Annotated in this window: 17 protein-coding genes and 3 tRNA genes; 12 read left to right on the top strand and 8 right to left on the bottom strand. The window is 39.0% G+C overall.

Annotated elements, in window-relative coordinates; translation table 11 throughout:
• Nucleotides 1–60 precede the first annotated feature (60 nt).
• Entirely contained in the window at nucleotides 61–1,371 is a 1,311-nt protein-coding gene (locus M0R21_04315) for a metallophosphoesterase (GenBank protein ID MCK9617038.1), read from the bottom strand.
• A gap of 63 nt (nucleotides 1,372–1,434) precedes the next feature.
• Nucleotides 1,435–3,207 carry a 3-isopropylmalate dehydratase/homoaconitate hydratase family large subunit gene (locus M0R21_04310; GenBank protein ID MCK9617037.1) on the bottom strand — a complete coding sequence of 591 codons (1,773 nt, stop codon included), beginning with the start codon at nucleotides 3,205–3,207 and terminating at the stop codon, nucleotides 1,435–1,437.
• A 293-nt stretch (nucleotides 3,208–3,500) separates the two neighbouring features.
• On the opposite strand from M0R21_04310, the gene M0R21_04305 reads away from it, so the two are divergent.
• From M0R21_04305 to M0R21_04295, 3 genes are all read left to right on the top strand, one after another.
• Nucleotides 3,501–3,591, top strand: a tRNA-Ser gene (locus M0R21_04305).
• Between the two features lie 25 nt (nucleotides 3,592–3,616).
• A tRNA-Pro gene (locus M0R21_04300) sits at nucleotides 3,617–3,691 on the top strand.
• 112 nt (nucleotides 3,692–3,803) lie between these two features.
• Complete coding sequence (locus tag M0R21_04295) at nucleotides 3,804–4,661, top strand: haloacid dehalogenase-like hydrolase (protein ID MCK9617036.1); 858 nt, start codon at nucleotides 3,804–3,806, stop codon at nucleotides 4,659–4,661.
• Nucleotides 4,662–4,821: 160 nt separating this feature from the next.
• Here the strand turns inward: M0R21_04295 and M0R21_04290 are convergent, their stop codons facing one another.
• From M0R21_04290 to M0R21_04275, 4 genes are all read right to left on the bottom strand, one after another.
• Nucleotides 4,822–6,864: a thiamine pyrophosphate-dependent enzyme gene (locus M0R21_04290; GenBank protein MCK9617035.1), complete on the bottom strand. Its 2,043-nt coding sequence runs from the start codon at nucleotides 6,862–6,864 to the stop codon at nucleotides 4,822–4,824.
• A gap of 193 nt (nucleotides 6,865–7,057) precedes the next feature.
• Nucleotides 7,058–7,131: transfer RNA gene (locus M0R21_04285), tRNA-Met, on the bottom strand.
• A 62-nt stretch (nucleotides 7,132–7,193) separates the two neighbouring features.
• On the bottom strand, nucleotides 7,194–8,330 hold the full coding sequence (locus M0R21_04280) for a saccharopine dehydrogenase NADP-binding domain-containing protein (GenBank protein ID MCK9617034.1): 1,137 nt from the start codon (nucleotides 8,328–8,330) through the stop codon (nucleotides 7,194–7,196).
• Nucleotides 8,327–9,235 (bottom strand): DMT family transporter, encoded by a 909-nt coding sequence (locus tag M0R21_04275; GenBank protein ID MCK9617033.1) that lies wholly within the window; start codon nucleotides 9,233–9,235, stop codon nucleotides 8,327–8,329. The genes M0R21_04280 and M0R21_04275 overlap by 4 nt, the downstream gene beginning before the upstream one ends.
• A gap of 129 nt (nucleotides 9,236–9,364) precedes the next feature.
• Here M0R21_04275 and M0R21_04270 point away from each other — a divergent pair, with 129 nt between their 5' ends.
• The 6 genes from M0R21_04270 to M0R21_04245 all read left to right on the top strand — a co-directional run bounded on the left by M0R21_04270 (nucleotide 9,365) and on the right by M0R21_04245 (nucleotide 16,086).
• Nucleotides 9,365–10,243 (top strand): class I SAM-dependent methyltransferase, encoded by an 879-nt coding sequence (locus M0R21_04270; GenBank protein ID MCK9617032.1) that lies wholly within the window; start codon nucleotides 9,365–9,367, stop codon nucleotides 10,241–10,243.
• A 277-nt stretch (nucleotides 10,244–10,520) separates the two neighbouring features.
• Nucleotides 10,521–12,662: a C10 family peptidase gene (locus tag M0R21_04265; GenBank protein ID MCK9617031.1), complete on the top strand. Its 2,142-nt coding sequence runs from the start codon at nucleotides 10,521–10,523 to the stop codon at nucleotides 12,660–12,662.
• 173 nt (nucleotides 12,663–12,835) lie between these two features.
• A complete protein-coding gene (locus M0R21_04260; protein ID MCK9617030.1) occupies nucleotides 12,836–14,263 on the top strand; it encodes an OmpA family protein in 1,428 nt (475 codons plus the stop codon).
• A 189-nt stretch (nucleotides 14,264–14,452) separates the two neighbouring features.
• Complete coding sequence (locus M0R21_04255; protein MCK9617029.1) at nucleotides 14,453–14,980, top strand: thioredoxin domain-containing protein; 528 nt, start codon at nucleotides 14,453–14,455, stop codon at nucleotides 14,978–14,980.
• Nucleotides 14,981–15,009: 29 nt separating this feature from the next.
• Nucleotides 15,010–15,363: a thioredoxin gene (gene trxA, locus M0R21_04250; GenBank protein ID MCK9617028.1), complete on the top strand. Its 354-nt coding sequence runs from the start codon at nucleotides 15,010–15,012 to the stop codon at nucleotides 15,361–15,363.
• An 87-nt stretch (nucleotides 15,364–15,450) separates the two neighbouring features.
• Entirely contained in the window at nucleotides 15,451–16,086 is a 636-nt protein-coding gene (locus M0R21_04245; GenBank protein ID MCK9617027.1) for a WbqC family protein, read from the top strand.
• 60 nt (nucleotides 16,087–16,146) lie between these two features.
• Here the strand turns inward: M0R21_04245 and M0R21_04240 are convergent, their stop codons facing one another.
• Both M0R21_04240 and M0R21_04235 read right to left on the bottom strand, forming a co-directional pair.
• A complete protein-coding gene (locus M0R21_04240) occupies nucleotides 16,147–16,959 on the bottom strand; it encodes a hypothetical protein (protein MCK9617026.1) in 813 nt (270 codons plus the stop codon).
• Between the two features lie 24 nt (nucleotides 16,960–16,983).
• A complete protein-coding gene (locus M0R21_04235) occupies nucleotides 16,984–18,021 on the bottom strand; it encodes an endonuclease (GenBank protein MCK9617025.1) in 1,038 nt (345 codons plus the stop codon).
• Between the two features lie 170 nt (nucleotides 18,022–18,191).
• On the opposite strand from M0R21_04235, the gene M0R21_04230 reads away from it, so the two are divergent.
• The 3 genes from M0R21_04230 to M0R21_04220 all read left to right on the top strand — a co-directional run bounded on the left by M0R21_04230 (nucleotide 18,192) and on the right by M0R21_04220 (nucleotide 22,751).
• Nucleotides 18,192–20,105 carry a 4Fe-4S binding protein gene (locus tag M0R21_04230; protein ID MCK9617024.1) on the top strand — a complete coding sequence of 638 codons (1,914 nt, stop codon included), beginning with the start codon at nucleotides 18,192–18,194 and terminating at the stop codon, nucleotides 20,103–20,105.
• Between the two features lie 69 nt (nucleotides 20,106–20,174).
• Complete coding sequence (locus tag M0R21_04225) at nucleotides 20,175–20,522, top strand: DUF3127 domain-containing protein (GenBank protein MCK9617023.1); 348 nt, start codon at nucleotides 20,175–20,177, stop codon at nucleotides 20,520–20,522.
• Nucleotides 20,523–20,561: 39 nt separating this feature from the next.
• Complete coding sequence (locus M0R21_04220; GenBank protein ID MCK9617022.1) at nucleotides 20,562–22,751, top strand: S9 family peptidase; 2,190 nt, start codon at nucleotides 20,562–20,564, stop codon at nucleotides 22,749–22,751.
• The last annotated feature ends 46 nt before the right edge of the window (nucleotides 22,752–22,797 follow it).

The following is a 22,797-nucleotide window of genomic DNA, read 5'->3' as shown; positions in this document are numbered from 1 at the left end:
GCCCATAACAGCGTGTTGTTAATGCCTGAATAGCGTTGACAGGTTTGGAGTGCCTAAAGGTTATTTTACCCTAAGTTCTATCACGTTTATTTCCGGAAGAATTCCCACTCTGCCTGGGTAGCCAACGGTTCCAAGTCCGCAACTTACGTTCAGATATTGGTTTTTTACGTGGTAAAGTCCACCCCAGTAGCATTCGGTTAAAGCAGCCGGGCTGATTCGTTTTTTGCCAAAACATAATCCCAACTGCATGCCGTGGGTGTGTCCCGAAAGGGTTAAATCAATATTGGGGAAATGAGAGCTTACTTCTTTATCAAAATGAGACGGGTCGTGTGAGAGAAGGAATTGTGTGGAGACTTTTTCCACTCCTTTAAGAGCAATAGATAAATTCCCGCGTTTTTGAAAACGGCGATGCCTGCTCCAGTTTTCTACCCCGATGATGGTGAGGCTGTCGCTGTCGCAAATGATCAGATCGTTTTGGTTACAAAGCAATTTCCATCCCAGTTTTTTATAAAATTTCTTTAATTGCAATAGGTTATTCGCTTTTTCTTCGGGCGACTTCCAGGAGGTGTAATCTCCGTAATCGTGGTTGCCCAGGACGGCATAAATGCCATGTTTGGCGGATATTTTTGCCAGAATAGATTCATAACCTATGGTTTCCCGGGTTGAATAATTTACCATGTCGCCGGTAAACAACACCAGGTCGGGGTGCTGGTCGTTGATCATTTTTACTGCCCGTTCCAATTGACCTTTGTAAATCCAGTTTCCCAGGTGGATGTCCGATATCTGTACTATTTTCCATCCGTTGAATGTTTTGGGAAGATTCTCAACGTAAATGGTTTCTTTCTTCACTTTGAAAACCCATGCACCGATAACCATTCCCATCACCAATGTAACAAAAAACAGCCAGTTTAAAAACGATCCTATGGTTATCCAACGATCGAACCGTTTGGGGCAATATTTTTCGCCTTTTGCTACTCGATGCCACAGCTTGATAAAGAGTCTTACTATATCATTTAAAAACAGAAATGTATATGGAATAAAACGGGCTAAATACAAGGAAAAAATAAGTCCGAGGGCATAGTTCCAGATGTAAATATTCCATTCAGTGTAAGGATACACGGAGGACGCTCCGAAAAACACAAGCAGTAGGCTTATTGGTACCCAGAATAATATACTGACTAATTTTCGGAAGTTTGCTTCCAGTTGTGGCAGGTAGGTACGCCACCAGCTCCAGTAATACAGGTCGAAAAGGAAAAAAAGCAAAAAAAACAGGTATCTTCCGGTATATTTTGGAAAGTGCAGCGAAACAATTCCAATAAAAATTGCAAGGACAACGAAAGTAACTGCTTTATAAATAGTGTTTTTTTTCATAAAAAGAGAAATGCTCTCTGAAACGAAATGAATCAGAGAGCATTGATAAATTAAAAATGGTTATTATTTGTTTTTAACGTAGTTAACAAGCCCTTTTGCATTAAAAATTTCCATCAGTTTTCCAGGAAGTGGAGCAAAGGTAAATTGTTTTCCACCGACGGTAATAATTCCCTTGGCAAAATCAATACCCACTTTATCACCTTGTTTGTAAGCACCTACGGCTTCGGGAACCAAAATGATGGGAAGACCCTGGTTTACGGACGAACGGTAGAAAATACGGTTAACCGATTTGCAGATAACGGCTTTTACACCTGCAAAGGAAAGTCCCACGGCAGGATGTTCGCGCGAACTGCCACAACCAAAATTGGCACCAGCCATCAGGATATCACCGGCTTTCACTCTTTCTGAGAAACTGTCGTCGAATCCTTTAAACAGGAACGGCAAAATCTTTTCAGCTTCCGAACTGTTGATTTCGTAAGTGAATTTGCCGGCAAACATCTGGTCGGTATTCAGATTGTCCACATCGGCATAATTCCATGTACCCTGGGCGTAACGGTCTTCACCTTGTTTGATATCTACAGTTTTACTCTGTTCGGCATGATAAGGATATTTATCGTTGGCTACGATGCCTCTCGGGTCGGTGATTTCGCCATGAATGGCAGAAATTGCCACTGTTGCAGGCGAAGCAAGGTAAATGGAAGCAGCACCATTACCCATTCTGCCTTTAAAATTACGGTTGGCAGTGGAGATGATGGTGGTATTGTCGGCCGGAATGCCTTGTCCGGTTCCCAGGCATGGGCCACAGGAAGGAGCAAGCACACTGGCACCGGCATTCATAAATATCTCAATCAAACCTTCTTTCATTGCCTGCATGTAAATGGTTTTCGATGCAGGAATTACGAGAAGCTGGAAGTTTCTGGGGACTTTTTCCCCTTCAAGCATTTTTGCTGCAATACGGAGGTCTTCAATACGACCGTTGGTGCAGGTACCGATAAGTGCCTGGTTCAATTTGGTTCCCTGAACTTCCGACAAGGCTTTAACATTGTCAACATGGTGCGGAGCAGCTACCACCGGAAATACATCTCCAAGATTGATAACTATTTCTTTCAAATATTTGGCATCCGGGTCTGCCCAGGTTCCTCTGACTTTTTCACCAAGATGTGTTTCCAGAACTTCGTCGGCAGGGAAAACGGCGTTTTTGGCACCCATTTCCGAAGCCAGATTACACAAAACCATACGATCGGCTACCGATAAAGTTTTTGCACCTTCACCGTGGTATTCGATTGACATATAATCAGCTCCGCTGGAGCCTATCATTCCGATGATCCACAATGCCAGGTCCTTGGCATACACGCCTTCGCTGAGTTTTCCGTTTAGGGTGATTTTCACCGATTCCGGTACGCGAAACCAGGTTTCGCCTTGTTTCCACAATCCGGCAGCTTCGGTACGATCAATACCTGCTGCATAGGCGTTAAAAGCTCCTGCTGTAGAGGTATGGCTATCGCTTCCAACGATGATCATGTTTGGACGAGCGTACAACGACATCAACTGGTGGCAGATACCTTCACCCACATCGTGAAATTTCTTGATTCCTTGTTTTTCAACAATATCTCTGATTTTCTGGTAATCATTAGCCAACTTTGAATTGGTTGGAGGGGCATTATGATCCAGGATTATGAGTAACTGATCTGGGTCAGCCACATTTATGCCTCCCATTTTGGCAAATGTTCCGGCTATACTTGCGGTATTATCGTGCGTAAGCACAATATTGGGCTTTTTAAAAACGATGCTGCCACATTCACCGCCTAAAATCTTTTCTGCAAAAGTCTTTCCCATAATGGATAAATTTAATTAAATTAATGTGATTATTAATATGTTAAACGATAAACTATGAATTAAAATTACCAATCAAAATTACATCATTTTCCAAAAGGGGCAAATAAATTCTGAAGCATCTATTATACTATTAATAGTCGGAATATTAATGATAACAAGTTTATCTTTCATTGGCAGAAAACCTGCTGTAACTAAATTTAGAGATTCCAAATACTAAAAAATTTTGGAATAAAACAGGATTGTTTATCTTTGCACCCCCAATTATGGGAACTTAATTCAGAATTTAATCATCCGGAGAGATGGGTGAGTGGCTGAAACCAACAGTTTGCTAAACTGTCGTACTCGACAAGGGTACCGGGGGTTCGAATCCCCCTCTCTCCGCCAGGGTTTTTAACCCTAAAAAATAGTTCGGGGTGTAGCGCAGTCCGGTTAGCGTACCTGGTTTGGGACCAGGTGGTCGGTGGTTCGAATCCACTCACCCCGACAAAGAGCGAGATAAAACTTCGCTCTTTTTTTATTATTTTTGTTATTTGAATCCGAAAGCTGCCTTTTAGGTTATTGTTGCATCTTTCCGTGTAAACTACAAAAACAAATTTATGTCGAAGAAACGCATTAAAGTAGCCATTGCATACGATTTTGACGGTACGCTGGCACCGGGTAATATGCAGGAACATTCGTTCATACCTACACTTGGTATGGATAAAGCCAGTTTCTGGAGCAAAGCTAACCATATTGCCAAAGAAAATGATATGGACGAAATTCTGGCATATATGCAGCTAATGCTTGATGAGGCAAAAAGAAAAGAATTACCAATACGAAGAAGTGATTTTGAAAATTATGGAAAGGACATTTCCTTTTTTGATGGAGTGGAAATCTGGTTCGACAGGATAAACCGCTATGCAAAAGAACAAGGGTTAGATACGGAACATTATATTATTTCTTCCGGATTACGCGAATTCATTAAAGGCACACGCATTGCATCACATTTTACAAATATTTTTGCTTCTGGTTTCCGGTACGATGTTAATGGTGTTGCCCAATGGCCTGCTTTGGCAATAAATTATACTAACAAAACGCAATATCTTTTCAGAATCAACAAAGGGATACATAATTCGTACGATAATACGGTAATAAATAAATTTATTCCTGATAACGAACGCCCTATCCCTTTTAAACATATCATTTATGTTGGAGACGGAGAAACGGATGTGCCCGCTATGAAAATGATAAAATACCAGGGAGGTACTGCCATTGCCGTTTTCAATCCGCACGGAAGAGCCAAGAATGGCAAGGCGTCACCAAGGCAAATCAGCGAGGATTTAATAAAACATGAAAGAGCCAATTACATTGCCCCTGCTGACTACCGGGAAGATAGTGTCCTGGATAAAATCATTAAACGGGTTCTTGATAAAATAGCTACCAATGCCGAGTTGGAAAAACTTAGTGCAATATGATAAATAATCAGTTATAATATTCGAACGTCATAAAAAGGTTTTTTATAGTAATAATTGATTCCCTGACGGAGAATCCACCAGAAATAAACCCCCTTTTTTATTGATATTAAAACACTGACGGGTTAATAGTAAAACATGTTTTATCCCGAACTCAGGTGAATCAGTATTCCAGCAATTCTTTTGCAGCAAGATAAATCTTTTCGGCATCCGGGAGTATGGCTTTTTCAAGGATACGGTTAAATCCCACTGGCGTATAGGTGGCTCCTATTCGTTTAATGGGTGCATCCAGATATTCAAAGGCATCCGAAGCAATGATGGATGTTAGTTCCCCGCCAAAACCTGCAAATACCTTGTCTTCGTGAACCACCAATGCCCGGTTGGTCTTTTTTACAGAAATGAGAATACTTTCTTTATCCAGCGGAACTAACGAACGGATGTCTATTACTTCAATGTTTTTTCCGGTATCGGCAAAAATATTGTCGGCAACCTGTAAACACATTGGAGCAGTATTTCCGTATGTAATGATGGTAAGGTCTTTACCCTGCCTGCGAATCCTTGCTTTACCAAAAGGCACTTCAAAATCATTTAGTACAACAGCCTCTGCCGAAGGGTCGTTGTACAAAGCCTTTGGTTCGAGAAAAACCGTAGGTCCTCTTGAACGGATAGCGGTACGTAAAAGCCCGGCGGCATCGTCGGCAAAAGAAGGATACACTACCCGCAACCCGGGAAGTGTGGTAAGGGCACCTTCTATAGTTTGAGAATGATATAAACCGCCCCCGATATACCCACCTGAAGCAAGACGAACGGTAACATTGGGTGAAAATTTCCCGTTACTGCGCCAGTAATCGTGCGAAAGCTCTACCAGTTGCTCCATTGCGGGCCAGAAATAGTCGGCAAACTCGGCTCCTTCTACCACAATGCGTATCTTTTCATCAAAACGGCTCATTCCATTGGCTGTTCCCACGATGAAATCTTCGGCAATAGGAGCATTAAAAACCCTTTCTTTGCCAAATTCATGCTGCATCCCCTTGCTTACGTTGAAAATTCCGCCTTTATCCTTGTTGGCAATGTCCTGTCCCCAGAGAAATGTATCCGGGTTATGCCTGAACTCTGCCTTCAACGTTTCATTGATGGCGGTAATGAGCCGTTTCTTTTCGCCGGTTTCCTTATGGGTTCCGTCGGGATATTTCACAGAAATGTATGGTTCAGGACTTACAAAATTATAAATACTATCTGGTGAAGGGTCGGGTGCTGCGATGGCTTTTTTATGTGCCTGCGAAACGATGTTTTTTGCTTCGTTGTCAATGGTGGCAAGTTCTTCTTCGGTAAAGCGTTTGGCATGCAAAAGTTGTTTCCGAAAACGTAGCAAAGGGTCGGCTGCTGTGGTACAGGTAATTTCGTTATCATCGCGGTACAATTCGTGCTTGTCGGAATTGGAATGCGAACCGATTCGTACACAACTTGCATGAACAATCACCGGTTCTCCGTTTTCCAACACATGACGTTTGGCTTCCATCATGGCATTCATGGAGTCGAACACATTCTTCCCATCGCAATGGATGATTCTTAAATGTTTTAAACCCGAATAATTATCGGCGGCATAGTGGTTAGCCGTCTGGTCTTTTTTCGGAACAGATATTCCGTATCCGTTATCTTGGAAAACAAAAATCACCGGTAGTTTTTCGTTGGAAGCCCCGTTAATGGCTTCAAACACATATCCTTCGGAGGTGGAAGATTCGCCCTGCGAACTGATAGCAACTCCTTTGTGGTTGTATTTTTTCATTGCACGTGCAACGCCGGCTGCATGTAACGTATGATTCCCGGTGGCAGAGGAAACATTGTGGATATGCCATTCTGGTTTGGCAAAATGGTTCGACATATGACGACCACCGCTGGCGATGTCGGTAGCTTTCGACAGTCCGTTCAGGATGATTTCCTCGGCGGTGATGCCGGCAGAAAGTGCAGTGAGCATGTCGCGGTAATATGGAAAAAGATGGTCGGTTTCGCGGTCAAATACCTGCCCGATGGCAAGCTGGATTCCGTCGTGTCCGGCATAAGGCGCATGGTACGACCAGCCTAAAGCCTGTCTCAGGTAATTGGGCGCTTTTTCGTCTATCCGCCTGCCAACAAGCATCAAATAATACCATTTTTCAAGTATTTCTTTTGCAGTGGTATTGATATTGTATTTTTCTGTTAATTCCATAATACAAACTATAAAAGGTTATTGACTTTATTCTGCGGAATATAACAAAAAGGGCAGGGGGAATGTTTAAGAAATCCAAAAAACTTACAAAACCCAATCTGGATAGATTTTTCCTGTTGCTGTGGATACTGAATAAAATATTAAATGATTATAAATAAAAAAGCCCGGTAAAAACCAGGCATTTTCAACGAAGTAGCGTGGACGAGAGTTGAACTCGTGACCTCCGGGTTATGAATCCGACGCTCTAACCATCTGAGCTACCACGCCGCATTTTTTGAGGGTGCAAAAATATAAATTTTTTCCGTAAAGCAAGATATTTTTAATCTTTGCTAAATATCTTCTTTCGTTTCCTGGTAACAAATACCTCGCTCTTTCAGACGGTCAAGCATATATTGGACACATTCGGGATGTTTGCCGATAAATTCCGGTGCCGAAACCCCTTTTTGTGCGTATAATCCTGATGCAAGTAGCCTGACTGCCGCCGTGGCGGCATAACCTGTAGTGCGTGCCATGGAATGTGTTTCCGTTACCTTATCGTATGTGTCATAAAGATTCCATGTAAAACGGAGTTTTCTCCCATTTTTCTGCCCTTCTACAATTATCTGCATCACTGTGATGTCTTCTTCCCCTTCTTCTAATTTCCATTTAGGAAAAAGTAACTTGGAGGTAAATTCCAGCGGCGAAACCCATTGACCTTGAATTTGAACCGGTTTTGTATCGAAAAATCCGCTTTCGCGAAATATTTTCATCAGTTCGATGTGCCCTTTGTAACGCAGGGTCTTTTCAACCATATAATCAGCCGGAATGGTTTTTGTTAACGAACGAAGCCCATCGCTTACAAAAGCTTCGAGTGTCCCGATTTTGGGAAAGTCAATCAATTCAGCTTCAGACAAAGCAGATTTAATTATTTCCTTCCCGTTTTCTATCACTCGTGCCGAGCGGGTATATTCTTCCAAAACATCAACAGGAGAAAAAACAGCCTTGTATTCGTATGGCCATTGGCGAATTTTGGGAAGCCCACCAACGTAAATAATGGCTTTTTCTACTTTATCGAGCATGGATGCTCCGTAGCCTGTCAGTAAGTGGCTCATCCCCGGAGCAACACCCATATCGGAAACGATTGTAACATTTTTCTCCTTGGCAAGATGATCCAACAAAAACATATCTTCCGGGAAAAATGCTATGTCCACAACGTTTTTCCCTGCTTCAGTCAATGCTTTCAGGGTAGAAAAACCCATAAAACCGGGTACGGCATTTACAGCCATATCATATTCTTTTATGATTTCTTTTACCATATCTGGATTTTTCAGGTCGCAACAGTAGGTTTTTACAGGATATTTTTCTCCTAACATATTCATTTTTACAGGATTAATATCTGCTATTCCAACCTCAAAATTTGTATCGCGGGCAAGGTCGGCTGCAATAGGACCACCTACCAATCCGGTTCCCAAAACAAGTATTTTCATAACTTTCGTAATTTTAAACGGTTATTTAATTTATCTAACTGTGAAATCATAACTCCTACAATTACTACAGCTATTCCAAGTATTTTTGCAAATGTAAACTGTTCACCGAGAATAAAAAAAGAAAAGAACGCCGTAAAAACGGGAATTAAATTAGCGTATAATGAAGCTTTATTTAATCCGATACGATTGAGCCCGATTACATAAAACAGATAAGCCAAAGAAGAAGCAAAAACTGCTAATTGTAAAAGGGCAGCAATGGCATTCCATGAAGGAGTCGTATAAATAAAATTTTGATAATCAAAGATGAAAAATAATGGTAAAAAATATACAGATCCAAGCAGATTTTGATAAAATGTTATCGTAAGTGGCGAGTAATCGGGACTTATCTTTCGGATTACTGCCGAAAAAGCTACCGCAGAGGCTACTGCGAAAAACAATAAAAATATACCTTGCGGGGATGCATTAAAGGAAAGATCAGGATTGATAATCATGATAATAATTCCGCTAAAGGATACAATCATTCCGATAAAATGAAACAAACTTAATTTTTCGTGGACGAAATAATACGCCACAATAGGTGTAAACAATGGAATGGTGGCAATGATAACCGCAGAAACGGTGGAAGAAACTTTTGTTAATCCATAGCTTTCGCCAAGGAAATAGCAAAAGGGCTGGCAAAATGCCAACAAGAGAAAATATTTTACATCTTTTTGCTTTACCTTGTACCGGAAACGAAATATACGGATAATAAAGTACAACATGCTACTGGAAATGAGTAGTCTTAAAAAGATAATGGTGATGGGACTATAAAATGGGTTTACAATTTTAAACCAAACAAAAGACAACCCCCAGAAGAGCATGGAGAAAATTACAAGTACGTAAACCCAGATAATAGACAGTTTCAATAAATCTGTTTTAAATTAAGTGGACAAAGATAATTTTAAACATTGAAAATCCTGATTTTTGGTTTAAGTGAAACATAAAAACCAACATTTATCAATATCTTTTATCTTTGTTTCGGTAAACTATTGCTTATGCTTCTTCTTAACCCGCTTCACTTTACTGATTACGAACTGATAGACAGTGGAAATTTTGAAAAATTAGAACGTTTCGGAAAGTATATCCTTCGGCGTCCTGAACCTCAGGCAGTCTGGCTACCATCTTTGCCTGAATCAGAGTGGAAACTAAAGGCAAATGCCAGTTTCATCAAGGAAAAAAATAATCCGGAAAAAGGCGAATGGCATTTACAAAAAGGCATGCCTGAGCAATGGTTTATATCTTACCGGTACAAAAATATGCAAATCCAAATGCGCCTGGGATTGACAGCTTTCCGGCATATCGGCATTTTCCCCGAACAAAGTGTAAATTGGGATTATATTTATGATGCCATTCATTCTCTGAGTGTTGCACAACCCCGTGTATTGAATCTATTTGCCTATACCGGAGGGGCTTCACTGGTAGCAAGGGCTGCGGGAGCGGCTGTTACCCATGTTGATTCTGTGAAACCGGTAATCACCTGGAGCCGTGAAAATATGGAAGCCAGTGGATTGGAAGGCATACGTTGGGTTGTGGAGGATGCGTTGAAATTTGTTCGGCGTGAAGTGAAAAGAGGGAATACCTATCATGGAATTATTCTGGACCCACCGGCTTACGGTAGGGGACCGGATGGTGAAAAATGGGTATTGGAAGATTCGATTGGTGAAATGATGCAACTTTGTAGTCAATTATTGGAGACAGCTCATGCTTTTATTCTTCTTAATCTGTATTCGATGGGCTTTTCATCTCTGATTGCAGCCAATCTTGTAAATGCTTATTTGCCCGGACTGAAATATCCGGAATATGGCGAATTGTTCATTCCGGACAATACCGAAAAAAAATTGCCTTTGGGAGTTTTTTGCAGGGGAAAGAGGTAGGGCTTTCTTTTTTCTTTATTTTTACTTCAAAAATTTGCGAACATGGTTATAAAGTCTGCTATACGCTTCGATGCACTACTACTTATTGACCAATATATTGCTGAAATACCGGCATTTGCACAGCCCATTTTGGTAAAACTTTGCGAAATCATTCATCGTGCACATCCTGAAAATTAAGGAGAACTGGAAATGGGGTGCAAAAAAGAAGAAATACGTAAAGATAGTCTTTCCAAAATATTTACAATGCTTGAAAATGAAATTAAACATCTTTGATGCTATGAAAAAACTATTACACTCAACCCTAATCTTAGTTTCAATCTTAACCTTTTTCCTTCTGCCCCTGCTCACTTTTTCAAAACAGGTAACGCCCGAAGAAGCCTCAAAGGTTGCTATAAACTTTTATTACGAACGGGCTTCGCAATACCGTAATGTTCCGGCAGAATCGTTGCAAACAACCGGAAACTTTACCATATTTTCCGAACAAACCGTTTGTTATTATGTGTTTAATATTTCAGCGGGAGGCTTTGTTACTGTTGCAGCCTATGATGAATTACCTCCGGTACTTGCTTATTCTTTTAATGGAAAATATGAAGAAACAAAGCAGCCGGCAAGTTTTTCTGCATGGATGGATTTTTATAAACGGCAAATTGCTTTTGCAGTAAAGAATAATAGTTTTAAATCAGATGATTATCAAAATGAATGGCAACATTTGCTTGACGGCAAAGACCTGCAACTATTTTCTGGAAAATCGGTTGAACCTTTGCTTACATCGCAATGGAACCAGGATGCTCCTTACAATGGTTTGTGCCCTGATGATGCTGCTGGTCCTGATGGTCATGCCTATGCCGGTTGTGTGGCAACAGCTATGGGGCAGTTGATGTATTATTTCCGGTGGCCCGAAACGGGCATAGGCTCTTATATATACCAGCATCCTGATTACGGGACTATTTCTGCCGATTTTGGTGCCACAACTTATCAATGGAACCAAATGTTGAATTCCATCAGTAGTCGCAACGATGCCATAGCAACATTATTATTTCATCTCGGAGTTTCCGTTGACATGGACTATGGTCCCGACGGCTCAGGAATGTGGAACCATAAAGCAGCCTATTCATTGCGTACTTATTTTAAATATTCTCCACAAACACAGTATGTCTTTCGCGATAGCACCAACCTTAACTGGGACAGCCTGCTGATAACCCATCTCGACAAAAAAATACCTATGTACTATGCCGGATGGTCGGATTATTCATACATTATGGGACATGCTTTTATTTGCGATGGCTACCAGGGGGATGATTATTACCATTTTAACTGGGGATGGAGCGGCTCGTACGACGGGTATTTTTATACTGACAACCTCACACCCGGTGGAAATAATTTTAATCTACTTCAGGAACTTATCATTAACTGTTATCCTGATACTGTAAATTATGTTTATCCTTCATACTGTAACAGAGTTTCCATCATGGAAGCCACCGAAGGCTCGCTTGCTGATGGTAGCGGTGAAAAAAATTACCAGCCCGGAGCTTCCTGTAGCTGGCTCATTGCACCTAATGATCCACAATTAGACTCTGTTACTTCTATAAATTTAAGTTTCAGTTATTTTGATACAGAACTTAATCACGATATTGTAAATGTTTACGATGGCGCAGATGTCAACGCTCCAATATTAGGTACTTTTTCGGGAAATACCCTGCCTCCGCAATTAGTTTCTTCGGGCAACAAAATGTTTATCACTTTTACTTCCAATAATGAAAATCAGGGGGCTGGATTCCTTGCCCAGTACACTTCCAATTTCCCGGAATATTGTAGCGGGATTACCACACTAACCGAGCCGTCCGGAGAATTTTATGATGGAAGCGGGAATAAAAACTACATGAACGGCACATTATGCCGATGGAAAATTCAACCCGCCAATGCTGCCAGAACAACCTTGTATTTTACTTTTTTTGATACAGAACCTGTAAAAGATGTAGTAAAGGTTTTTGATCTATCAAATAACCAATTGCTTGCTACTTTATCTGGCGATAGTCTTCCTTTTCCGGTAGAATCGCCCAGTGGTAAAATGTTTATTTCCTTTTTTACCGATAATAGTAACGTCGCCGGGGGTTTTGATGCATATTATGAAAGCAGTTCTGTGGGTAATATTTTTAATAAACCCATCTATACTCGTGTTAAAATATATCCTAACCCGGTACAAAGTACGTTAAATATCCAGCTTCCTGAATATGCAAAAGGAATTGCAGATATCGAAATTATTAATCCAACCGGGATTTTGGTGTTTTCCCAAAAAAATCTTTTTTCACCTCCGGGGAATGCCATTTGTGTGCAATTACCTGCAATTAAAGATGGACTATATTTTATTATAATAAAATCCAATGAAAATAAATATGTTGAGAAACTATTTATAGAATAAAATGATGCAATTTTTATCATTTAACCATTCTTTTTAAGCAATCCAGACAAACACCTTTTAAAAAAGAGAAAGTTTTATTTATTTTTCCGAACAATCTGTAAATATTTTTTGTTTTTAATAAAATTGATTAATTTTACAGCAACTATTTTAATTATTAACTAATAGCAAAGGATATGAAAAAATCATTACTCTTTATTGCCATCTTGCTTTTCGCAATGGTAAGTGTTACAAAAGCCCAAAACAAGGAAAATCCCTGGGGGCTAGGCTTTGGTTTTAATTGGGCTGATTATAATGCCCCGGATCTCAAATTTGCCGACCAGCTTAAATACGCTAATTGGCAGGGTAATAACATTCCTGGTTATTTTTCATTATCAAGGTATTTGTGTAAAAGTTTCAATGTAGAAGCCGCATTCAACTGGAATGGATTAGACAAAAATAAAATGAAACTTATTGGACAACCTCTTACTACCGAAACATTCTGGAAATTAGATGCTAATTTGCAATACAAATTTGCAAATGGTTATATTTTAAATGAAAAATCATGGTTTGACCCGTACATTACTTTAGGAATAGGTGGTACAAATATGAATGAAATATTTTATTATCAACACCATGCTGGTATTGGTTTCAATATTTGGCTTGCTAAATATGTAGGAGTATTTTTCCAAGGTACTTACGATATGATGTTCGATCGGAAAGATTATTTCCACTATGCAGGGGGAATTAAATTCCGTTTCGGTGGAAAAAGCGACCTCGACGGTGATGGTATTGCCGATATAAAAGACTTATGTCCTACTGTTGCCGGTGTTGAAGCCCTTCAGGGCTGTCCCGACCGTGATGGCGATGGCATTGCTGATAAAGATGATAAATGTCCTGATGTAAAAGGACTGGCGACTTTACAAGGCTGCCCCGACCGTGACGGCGATGGTATTGCCGATAATGATGACCAATGCCCCGATGAAAAAGGCTTGGCTACTCTGAAAGGTTGTCCCGACCGTGATGGCGACGGCGTTGCTGATAAAGATGATAAATGCCCCGACGTAAAAGGAGTGGCAACTTTACAGGGCTGCCCTGACCGTGATGGCGACGGCATTACCGATAAAGACGACCAATGCCCCGATGTAAAAGGCTTAGCTAAATTTAATGGTTGTCCCGATACTGACGGCGATGGCATAGCCGACAAAGATGACCAGTGCCCCGACGTAGCCGGAACAGTGGCTAACAAAGGTTGCCCTGAAATAACCAAGAAGGAAAAAGAAGCTATCCTCAGCATTGCTAAGAGTGTGTATTTCGATACCGGTAAAAACATCCTGAAAAAGGAATCCAAAATGAAGTTAAACGAACTTGTTACTATCTTGAAAAACAATCCTAACCTTAAAATCACCGTAGAAGGTCATACCGATAATGTGGGTAAGGATGAAATGAATATGAAACTTTCGCAAAAACGCACCAATATTGTTGTTAAATATCTTGTTGATAAGGGAATAGATAAAAGCCGTCTCACCTCTCAGGGGTATGGAGAAACAAAACCTGTTGCAGATAACAAAACCCGTGATGGTCGTGCTAAAAACCGTAGAGTAGAATTGGTAACTAATTACTAAACTCGTTCTATTTTACATCTAAAAAAGCTGCCTGTACAGGCAGCTTTTTTATTAACCTTTTTTCTTATTGTTATTGAAAGACACCGGCAAGTGACAACCTGTCAGCACTATTTTGTGGCATGGTATTTGGAAAATCAATATTCATATGTATCTTTTTATATATAATAATTATAATCAACAGAAATTCTTATGATTAAATTTAAAACAACGATCAAAAAAAGCCTTGGAATCACATTTATTGTAACAATGATAGTATCCTGTTCCGCTACCGGGAAAAAAGAAGTAAACGAAAATGCAAGTAAAGAAGCAATAACAGAACTGTCGGAAAATAGTGGTGGAGGAAAACCTATAACCATGACCAAAGCCATGTTTCTGAAACAAGTATACAACTATGAAAAGAACCCACAGACTTGGAAATATGAAGGCAAACTACCGTGTATCATAGATTTTTATGCAGATTGGTGTGGTCCCTGTAAAAGAATTGCCCCAATTATTGGAAAGTTAGCCAAAGAGTACGACGGGAAAATTATTTTTTATAAAATCAATACTGATAAAGAACGTGAACTTACCGTAGCATTTGGTATTCAAAGCATTCCTTCGATACTTTTTTGCCCCGCAAACAGTAAACCTCAAATGAATCAGGGCGCTTTATCCGAAGAAACTTTCCGGCAAATAATTAATGAGGTGATTTTTGCTGAAACCCTACCTGTGAAATAATTCAAATAACAACAATAACACATATCTATATGGAACATTTAACCTTAGATACTTTTAAGAAAAAAGTATTCGATTTTGAAAATAATAAAGATTGGAAATTTGAAGGCGAACTGCCTTGCATCATTGATTTTTATGCAGACTGGTGCAGCCCATGTAAGATGATTTCTCCCATCTTGGAGGAATTATCAAAAGAATATCAGGGAAAAATTAATATTTACAAAGTAAACACCGAACAGGAACAGGAGATTTCCTCTGCTTTTGGAATACACAGTATCCCTTCTATGCTTTTTTGTCCTAAGGCTGATCAACCGCAAATGGCGGTGGGGGCATTGCCTAAAGCCTCGCTGGTACAAGCCATCAACGATGTGCTGCTAAAGAATTAATATTTTTCTTTAGAATTAAAAGAGGTCGTGATAATCATGCTGATTAACACACCTCTTTTTTATTTTCCTATTTTCGCAAAAAAAAATATGCCGCTTTTCTCATTATTTTCTACCGCTTATTTTCCCCCGGTTGAATATTTTGTCCAACTGCTTGTTGCCGATAGTGCTTATATCGAGTTGTATGAAAGTTATTCCAAACAAAGTTACCGCAACCGATGTTGTATTGCTGGTCGGCAGGGAAAGCAAACCCTAAGTATCCCGGTAAATAAAATTACAGGAAACCATACACTTACAAAAGATATTACTATAGACTTTTCTACCCGTTGGCAACAAATCCATTTCCGTTCTATTGAAGCCGCTTATAATAATTCTCCGTTTTTTTTATTTTACCGTGATGCTATTGCCGGTTTCTTTGAAAATCCTCCACGGCGGCTTATTGATTTTAACACAATGATTACCCGCAAAATCCTTGAGTGGCTCAAAGCAGAAAGGGAGATTCATTTTACTGAATCCTTCATAAAAAATCCTGAAAATTGTTACGATTTCCGCTTCTCCATCCACCCTAAAACGGATACTGAAATGGATTTTCCGGTGTACACCCAGGTGTTCTCTTTTTCAACTGGTTTTTCCCCCAATTTGAGCATCCTGGATGTATTATGTAACGAAGGTCCTGGTACAATGCATTATCTACAACAAATTATCTGCAACTTACCCAGAAAGTAATTTTATGTAAGATAAAAATATTCTAAAATTTGCATTTTTAATGACAAGAATTTACCGAAATTATTTAGGGAGAAATACGCTTATAGCACTTATATATAGGGCGATAAAAGATATTAAAATAAAAGCTACAGCACACCATGCCAAGAGTTGCATATGGGAAAACTTAGGTAGAAACACTTTTTGTTTATATTTTTTCATTCTCCAAAAAACAGGAACAATAAAAAACAAAAGAGATAAAAAAGATAATACACCTTCTATTTTAATGCTACCATGAACAATAGGAAGCAATATTGTGCTTCCAGTAATCCAGGGTAAAATTACTGCAAACAGATATTCTTTTTGTCTGTTGCAACTGCAATAGGCAGGAGTTAAGCAAAAAGCTGGTGCAAAGTAATATCCGGATTTGCCAAGGAAATAAACAGACGCAAGCGCTACAACAATTTTTACCGGAGTTCCCAAATGCAGTGCCCCGGCAGGAATGCCTGTTCCTATTGCCAATTTGTATAGTATTGCTCCTAAAGCAAAATTAAAAGCATGAAAACAAATCCAGACACCGGCGTAAGGTATCCGGGTTAGCTTATGAAAATTATAAAACGCGATTACACAAATTCCTGTTAAAAGACAAATTACATGTCCTGCCATAGAAATTGACAATATAGCATCGCGTGTCCATAAAGAAGAGGATGGTAGCGTGATAAAAATAATGTCGCCGTGCCGAATGATTGTTTTAATTCCAAAATCCGCAGCAATGAAAAGCGTAGCATAACGATTTATAAAAAGTATAATTAAGTAAGTAGTAATATAGTATATAAATGAAAGTATAAATACTTGAATTTTCCCTTTTATTTTATTGCTATATGCCAAAGCCATCATCAAATTCTATTTCTTTTATTTATATCACTTTTTGATAATATCGGTATAAACAGGCAAATGATCACTGAAGCCTCCTTTATACCTGAAACCTTCGTATGTTCTGAAAGGTTTTTTGCCTGTATTAACAGGGTCGTCTTCCAAAAGAAAATCAGAACTGAAAATATATGCTTTGTTTTCTACAATAAAGAAATTGTTATTTAGTAATAAATTACCAGAGACAAGAATTTGATCAATAATTGTCCAATTACCCCGGAATTTATGTGTTCCATAAGCAGGTTTATTTTTATACTTTTCCATCAGATTGTACAATTTTGAAGGGGCTATGTTGTCGGAAATTTTATCTGCTTCAAAAAAATCAGTAAGTAAATTACTGGAGGGGGAGTCATTAAAATCGCCCATAATTACAATATTGGAGTTTCCATTGTGTCTGAAAACGGAATCAGTTTTTCTTATAATCTGTATCGCTACAGACTCACGTTTCGAAGAGGTTGGAACAGCACCTCCTATTTTGGAAGGCAGATGTACGACAAAAACATGAAGTGTATCACTTTGCAACATTAAAAATTTGGCATAAAGAACATCTCTGGTTTTGAAAATGCTATCTCCTGGTATTGAAATACGTAGAAATTCCTCATGTAACAGTACCGCTTGCTTTGCCCTATATAGCAAAGCCACGTCAATCCCTCTCCTGTCAGGCGAATCGTGTTGAATTATCCGGTAACCAAACTGACTGAGAGGTGTTTGCCGGGTAAGCCAGTTCAAAACAAAACGGTTTTCAATTTCGCATAAACCCACCAGGCATGGAGCATTCCATTCACCGACAGCGACGATGGTTTTATACAGGTTGATTATCTTTTTGCTGAATTTTCCAAATGTCCAGTACATTTCTCCCCGGGCTGTAAAAGCATTGTATTCCGAAATACTGTCTCCGAAAGGGTCAAATAAGTTTTCAGTATTGTAAAACATAATACGCAACCGTTCAGGCGATTGTGCTATTGCAGGTGGTAAAAATGAAAATACCGACAGCACAATGATAATCAGTATCCGAGGGCAGATTAACATTTTATAAATTGCTTTTTTACAAAATTATTGTTTTTTCATTTAATTTGTTAACGAATTTTTTCGTCCACCCTTTCCGGAGTATTTTTTTAATTACCGGGAATGGTTTTAATACATCCACGGCTTTTTTAAAGGTGTATTCTTTATATATTTGCTTTCGCAAAAAGTACGACATGAGCAAAAGAAAAAAAATCAATTTTTGCAGGAAACCCCTGCAATGGGCAATCTTGTTATTATTGGTATATTTACTGGTACGACCTTTTTTTGACAAACAATATATATCTGATTTTGAAGCGTACTGCCCCTTCGGAGGAATGCAGGCGTTTGCCACTTTTTTAGCCAATAACACCCTTGCCTGTTCTATGACACTCTTGCAGATTGCCATGGGAATTGCACTTATTGCTGGGACTATCCTTGTCAGCAAGATGTTTTGCAGTTTTATTTGTCCCATTGGTTTTTTTACCGAATTTTTGGGAAAATGGGGTAAAAAACTTAAAATGCAATATACCTTTTCAGGTATCCCTGATCGTTTGCTCAGAAGTTTAAAATACATACTGTTTTTTTTAACATTTTACTTTACAATGACCACCAGCGAGTTGTTTTGTAAAAAATACGATCCTTACTATGCTGTTTTTTCCGGTTTTTCTGTGGATGTAATGGTGTGGTATGCTCTGGCGGCGCTTTTTGTTACTATCGCAGGTTCATTTTTTATTCACCAGTTTTGGTGCAAATATGTTTGCCCTCTGGGAGCTGTTGCTAATACATTTTCTTTTACTTTGGTTTTCATCATTATTACCGGGCTGTATTTTTTGTATAATATTGTATTTCAATTACATTGGTCAATTTATCTTGCTGCAATTGCAATTTCTGCTTATACGATTGAACTGTTAAAAATGAAAACAGGCTTTTTCCCTCTTTTCAGAGTAACTCGAAATCCGGACAAATGTACCCAATGCAAAATTTGCGATAAAACCTGTCCGATGGCGATTCCGGTTTCCTCTCTTACAACTGTAAATCATATTGATTGTCATCTTTGTACTGATTGTGTTACGCAATGTCCGGAAAAAGGAGCTTTGCTTATTAACAAACGGAAACTTACTTTCCTGCCACCGTTGGTTGTTGTAATTCTTATTGTTGCCGCCCTGATTTTTGCTTCCATAACAGAAATTCCTACCGTAAACATACGATGGGGAGAGCCTGATCAGCAAAAAAAATCTAATGTTTTCATCCAGGAGGGATTAAGCAGTATAAAATGCTTTGGAAGCGCCACATCATTCATCGAACAGATGAAAAATGTGAAAGGAGTAACAGGAGTAGCGGCTTTTGTTAAATCTCATTCTGCAAAGATTTATTTTGATCCCAAACTTACCAGTCCTTTTGCCATTAGAAAAGCCATTTTTACGCCCGTAATTACCTTCATATCAGAACCTGAAAAATCGAAAAATACTGTAACCATTGCAGAAATAGGAATATATAACTTCTTAGATGCCAATGACGAGTTATTGTTTTACGAAAAACTAAAGCAGCAGGGTGCGTTTTACGGCTTCGAAACCGAGTTTGGAGAACCGATAAAAATTCGTATTTTTTTCGACAATGGGAAAATAACTCCGGATATGATTGTTGATATTATTGAAAAAGAAGAGATTAAGCTAAAGATAGATGGACAGGAACTCATTGAAAAAACGCATTTTAAGGTAGCTCAGGGAGAAGTCCGGATTGCGGATATCAGCAAATCGGTTTTCTATCAAAGGATGTTTACCCCAGTTGATGATACTTTTAATAACTTTGATTCGTTTTCGCCTGAGCAACTGGCTGTGGTGGAAATTGTTCTGCCGGAATTGCTTATCCCTGCCATGCAGGATAAGCTTTTGTACCTTGAAAGTCACCTTTCAGGCAACGATGGAATTGTAAGACTGCAAACGCAACTTAACTATGACAAACCCTTGTTGCGAATACATTACGTTATTGCAAAAGTGCAGGCAAAAGAAGTTTATAAATTATTATCGGATAAAAAAATTACAGTGTATTACAAAAAAGGAAAAACAGAAGTTATGGATAATCCTTTCGATATCCCTTTACATAAATAACCAAATAATTACATTTTAAATTTATAGTTATAAAATACTCTAAAAATCTAACATTTTAATACATAAGTTATGGACATTAAAGGAAAAGTTATTCGTATTTTACCTCTTGTAACCGGAGAAGGCAAAAATGGTCCCTGGAAAAAACAGGAATTTGTTATTGAAACCCAGGCGCAATTTCCCAAAAAAGTATGCTTTTCGCTGTGGAGTGAAAAAGTTGAACAATTTAAAATTAATGAAGGAGAACAAATTACAGTTTTCTTTGATTTGGAAAGCCGCGAATACAACAGCAGGTGGTTTACAGAAGCAAGAGCTTGGAAAATAGAAAAAGAAATGCAGGAAACGTATCAGCAAAGTCGTGCTGACGAATATTCCGACATTCCGCCGGAACCACCCATAAGCGATGATCTGCCATTTTAAGTTAGGATAAAACGAAAAACCATTTTTAAAAATACTTGCATGACAAAACGAATTGTATTATGGATTACAACTGCCTTGTTTTTAGGGCTACAAGGTATCGTTTTTGCACAAAATCCCATAAAGGATATTTCCCTCGAAGACATATGGCGAAGCAGGAAATTCTATCCGGCTTTTACAGGGGAAGTTCGCAGTATGAATGATGGCGAGCACTACTGCACAAACGAGAACGATTCTATTTTTCTCTATTTCTACAAAACGGGTGAAAAAGACAAGCTGCTGGTTGCCGGCAACCAGCTAATCCCCGAAGGAGCAAAAGACCCTCTTTCTATAGATGAGTTTAACTTCAGCAATGATGAAACCAAAATGCTGATAGCCACAGAAACCGAACCTATTTACCGCAGGTCATCAAAATCGTTGTATTATGTTTGGGATTTTACCACACAAAAACTTGCCCCCGTTTCGGATAAAGGTAAACAACGCCTCGCAGATTTGTCTCCCGACGGAACAAAAATTGCGTTTGTTAGAGATAATAATCTTTTTTTAAAGGATTTACTGAATAATACCGAAAGGCAAATCACTGCCGATGGTTTGCAAAACAGTATCATTAACGGTGCTACCGATTGGGTGTATGAGGAAGAGTTTGAATTCTCAAAAGCATTTTTCTGGTCGCCCGATGGGACAAAGATTGCATTTTATCGCTTTGATGAAAGCAAAGTGAAGGAATTTTCGATGACAATGTGGGGCGATTTATACCCCGAAGAATACAAATTTAAATATCCCAAAGCCGGGGAAGCCAACTCGATAGTTAACATTTTTGTTTACGACATTACCACCGGTTCTACTGTGAAAATGGATATAGGGAATATTACCGACCAGTATATTCCCCGCATTAAATGGACAAATATTCCTGATGTTCTCTGCATTTACCGGATGAACCGGCTACAAAACAAACTTGAATTGCTTTTTACCAACCCCACGACCGGCATATCAAAAGTAATATATACTGAAGAAAACAAATACTACATCGAAATCAACGATCATCTCACTTTCTTAAAAAACAACAAACATTTTATTTTATCCAGCGAAAAAGATGGTTACAGGCATATTTACCTGTATGACATGCAGGGAAACCTTGTTCGCCAACTCACCTCCGGGAATTGGGAAGTTATCGACATCAAAGGAGTGGACGAAAGCAAAGGTATTGTATATTACATTTCTACTGAAACTTCGCCGCTCGACCGCAATCTTTATGCTGTAAACCTCAGCGGAAAAGGCAAAAAACGGCTTTCAACATGCAACGGTACTTTTGATGCCGAATTTAGCCGTAACTTTAAGTATTACGTGGGTAATTACTCCGATGCCAATACTCCTCCAAGCACTACTTTATATAGAATCAATGGAAGGGTTATCAAGGTTTTAAACGATAATGCCGAATTAAAAAAAGTTATAAGTGAATACGGTTTCATCAGGCAGGAATTTTTTACAATCAAAACAAGCGAAGATATTGAACTTAATGCTTACATGATAAAGCCGGCAAATTTCGACAGTACCAAAAAATATCCTGTACTTATAAATGTGTATGGAGGTCCGGGCTCACAAACGGTACAGAATACCTGGGACTATTTCGACTTTGTCTGGTACCAGATGTTGGCACAAAAAGGCTATATCAGTGTTTCGGTTGACAACCGGGGAACAGGTGCCCGAGGCGAAGCGTTTAAAAAATGCACCTACATGCAAATGGGTAAATACGAAACTATTGACCAGATTGATGCCGCTTTGTTCCTGGGAACCCTACCTTACGTTGACAAAAATCGTATTGGAATATGGGGCTGGAGCTTCGGTGGTTTTATGACTGCTTCGTGTCTTACAAAAGGTGCTGACGTTTTCAAAACTGGCATTGCTGTAGCACCGGTTACCAACTGGAGATATTACGATAATATTTACACTGAGCGATTTATGCGCACACCACAGGAAAATCCTTCAGGATATGATGATAATTCTCCTATTAATTACGCTAAAAATTTGAAGGGTAAATTTTTATTGGTTCACGGAACTTGCGACGATAACGTGCATGTGCAAAATTCGATGGATTTGATTACTGCTCTTGTAAATAATAACCGTCAGTTCGAAATGCAGTTTTATCCCAACAAAAACCACGGTATTTATGGAGGTTTTACCCGTTTGCATCTTTATAAACGCATGACCGATTTCCTCCTTAATAACCTCTAAAAAACAGACATACAAATGAGAGAGAGGAATCATCTCTCATGCCAGG

The organism is Lentimicrobiaceae bacterium (assembly GCA_023227965.1).
Lineage (GTDB): Bacteria > Bacteroidota > Bacteroidia > Bacteroidales > JALOCA01 > JALOCA01.
The sequence above is the reverse complement of the archived record's forward strand: the minus strand, read 5'-3'. Positions and strand labels throughout refer to the sequence as shown.

Coding starts and splice junctions, on each gene's coding strand:
- M0R21_04225 (MCK9617023.1), top strand. CDS start 20,175: ATGGACATTAAAGGAAAAGTTATTCGTATTTTACCTCTTGTAACCGGA.
- M0R21_04270 (MCK9617032.1), top strand. CDS start 9,365: ATGCTTCTTCTTAACCCGCTTCACTTTACTGATTACGAACTGATAGAC.
- M0R21_04315 (MCK9617038.1), bottom strand. CDS start 1,371: ATGAAAAAAAACACTATTTATAAAGCAGTTACTTTCGTTGTCCTTGCA.
- M0R21_04265 (MCK9617031.1), top strand. CDS start 10,521: ATGAAAAAACTATTACACTCAACCCTAATCTTAGTTTCAATCTTAACC.
- M0R21_04235 (MCK9617025.1), bottom strand. CDS start 18,021: ATGTTAATCTGCCCTCGGATACTGATTATCATTGTGCTGTCGGTATTT.
- M0R21_04290 (MCK9617035.1), bottom strand. CDS start 6,864: ATGGAATTAACAGAAAAATACAATATCAATACCACTGCAAAAGAAATA.
- M0R21_04230 (MCK9617024.1), top strand. CDS start 18,192: ATGAGCAAAAGAAAAAAAATCAATTTTTGCAGGAAACCCCTGCAATGG.
- M0R21_04295 (MCK9617036.1), top strand. CDS start 3,804: ATGTCGAAGAAACGCATTAAAGTAGCCATTGCATACGATTTTGACGGT.
- trxA (MCK9617028.1), top strand. CDS start 15,010: ATGGAACATTTAACCTTAGATACTTTTAAGAAAAAAGTATTCGATTTT.
- M0R21_04255 (MCK9617029.1), top strand. CDS start 14,453: ATGATTAAATTTAAAACAACGATCAAAAAAAGCCTTGGAATCACATTT.
- M0R21_04220 (MCK9617022.1), top strand. CDS start 20,562: ATGACAAAACGAATTGTATTATGGATTACAACTGCCTTGTTTTTAGGG.
- M0R21_04280 (MCK9617034.1), bottom strand. CDS start 8,330: ATGAAAATACTTGTTTTGGGAACCGGATTGGTAGGTGGTCCTATTGCA.
- M0R21_04240 (MCK9617026.1), bottom strand. CDS start 16,959: ATGATGGCTTTGGCATATAGCAATAAAATAAAAGGGAAAATTCAAGTA.
- M0R21_04310 (MCK9617037.1), bottom strand. CDS start 3,207: ATGGGAAAGACTTTTGCAGAAAAGATTTTAGGCGGTGAATGTGGCAGC.
- M0R21_04260 (MCK9617030.1), top strand. CDS start 12,836: ATGAAAAAATCATTACTCTTTATTGCCATCTTGCTTTTCGCAATGGTA.
- M0R21_04245 (MCK9617027.1), top strand. CDS start 15,451: ATGCCGCTTTTCTCATTATTTTCTACCGCTTATTTTCCCCCGGTTGAA.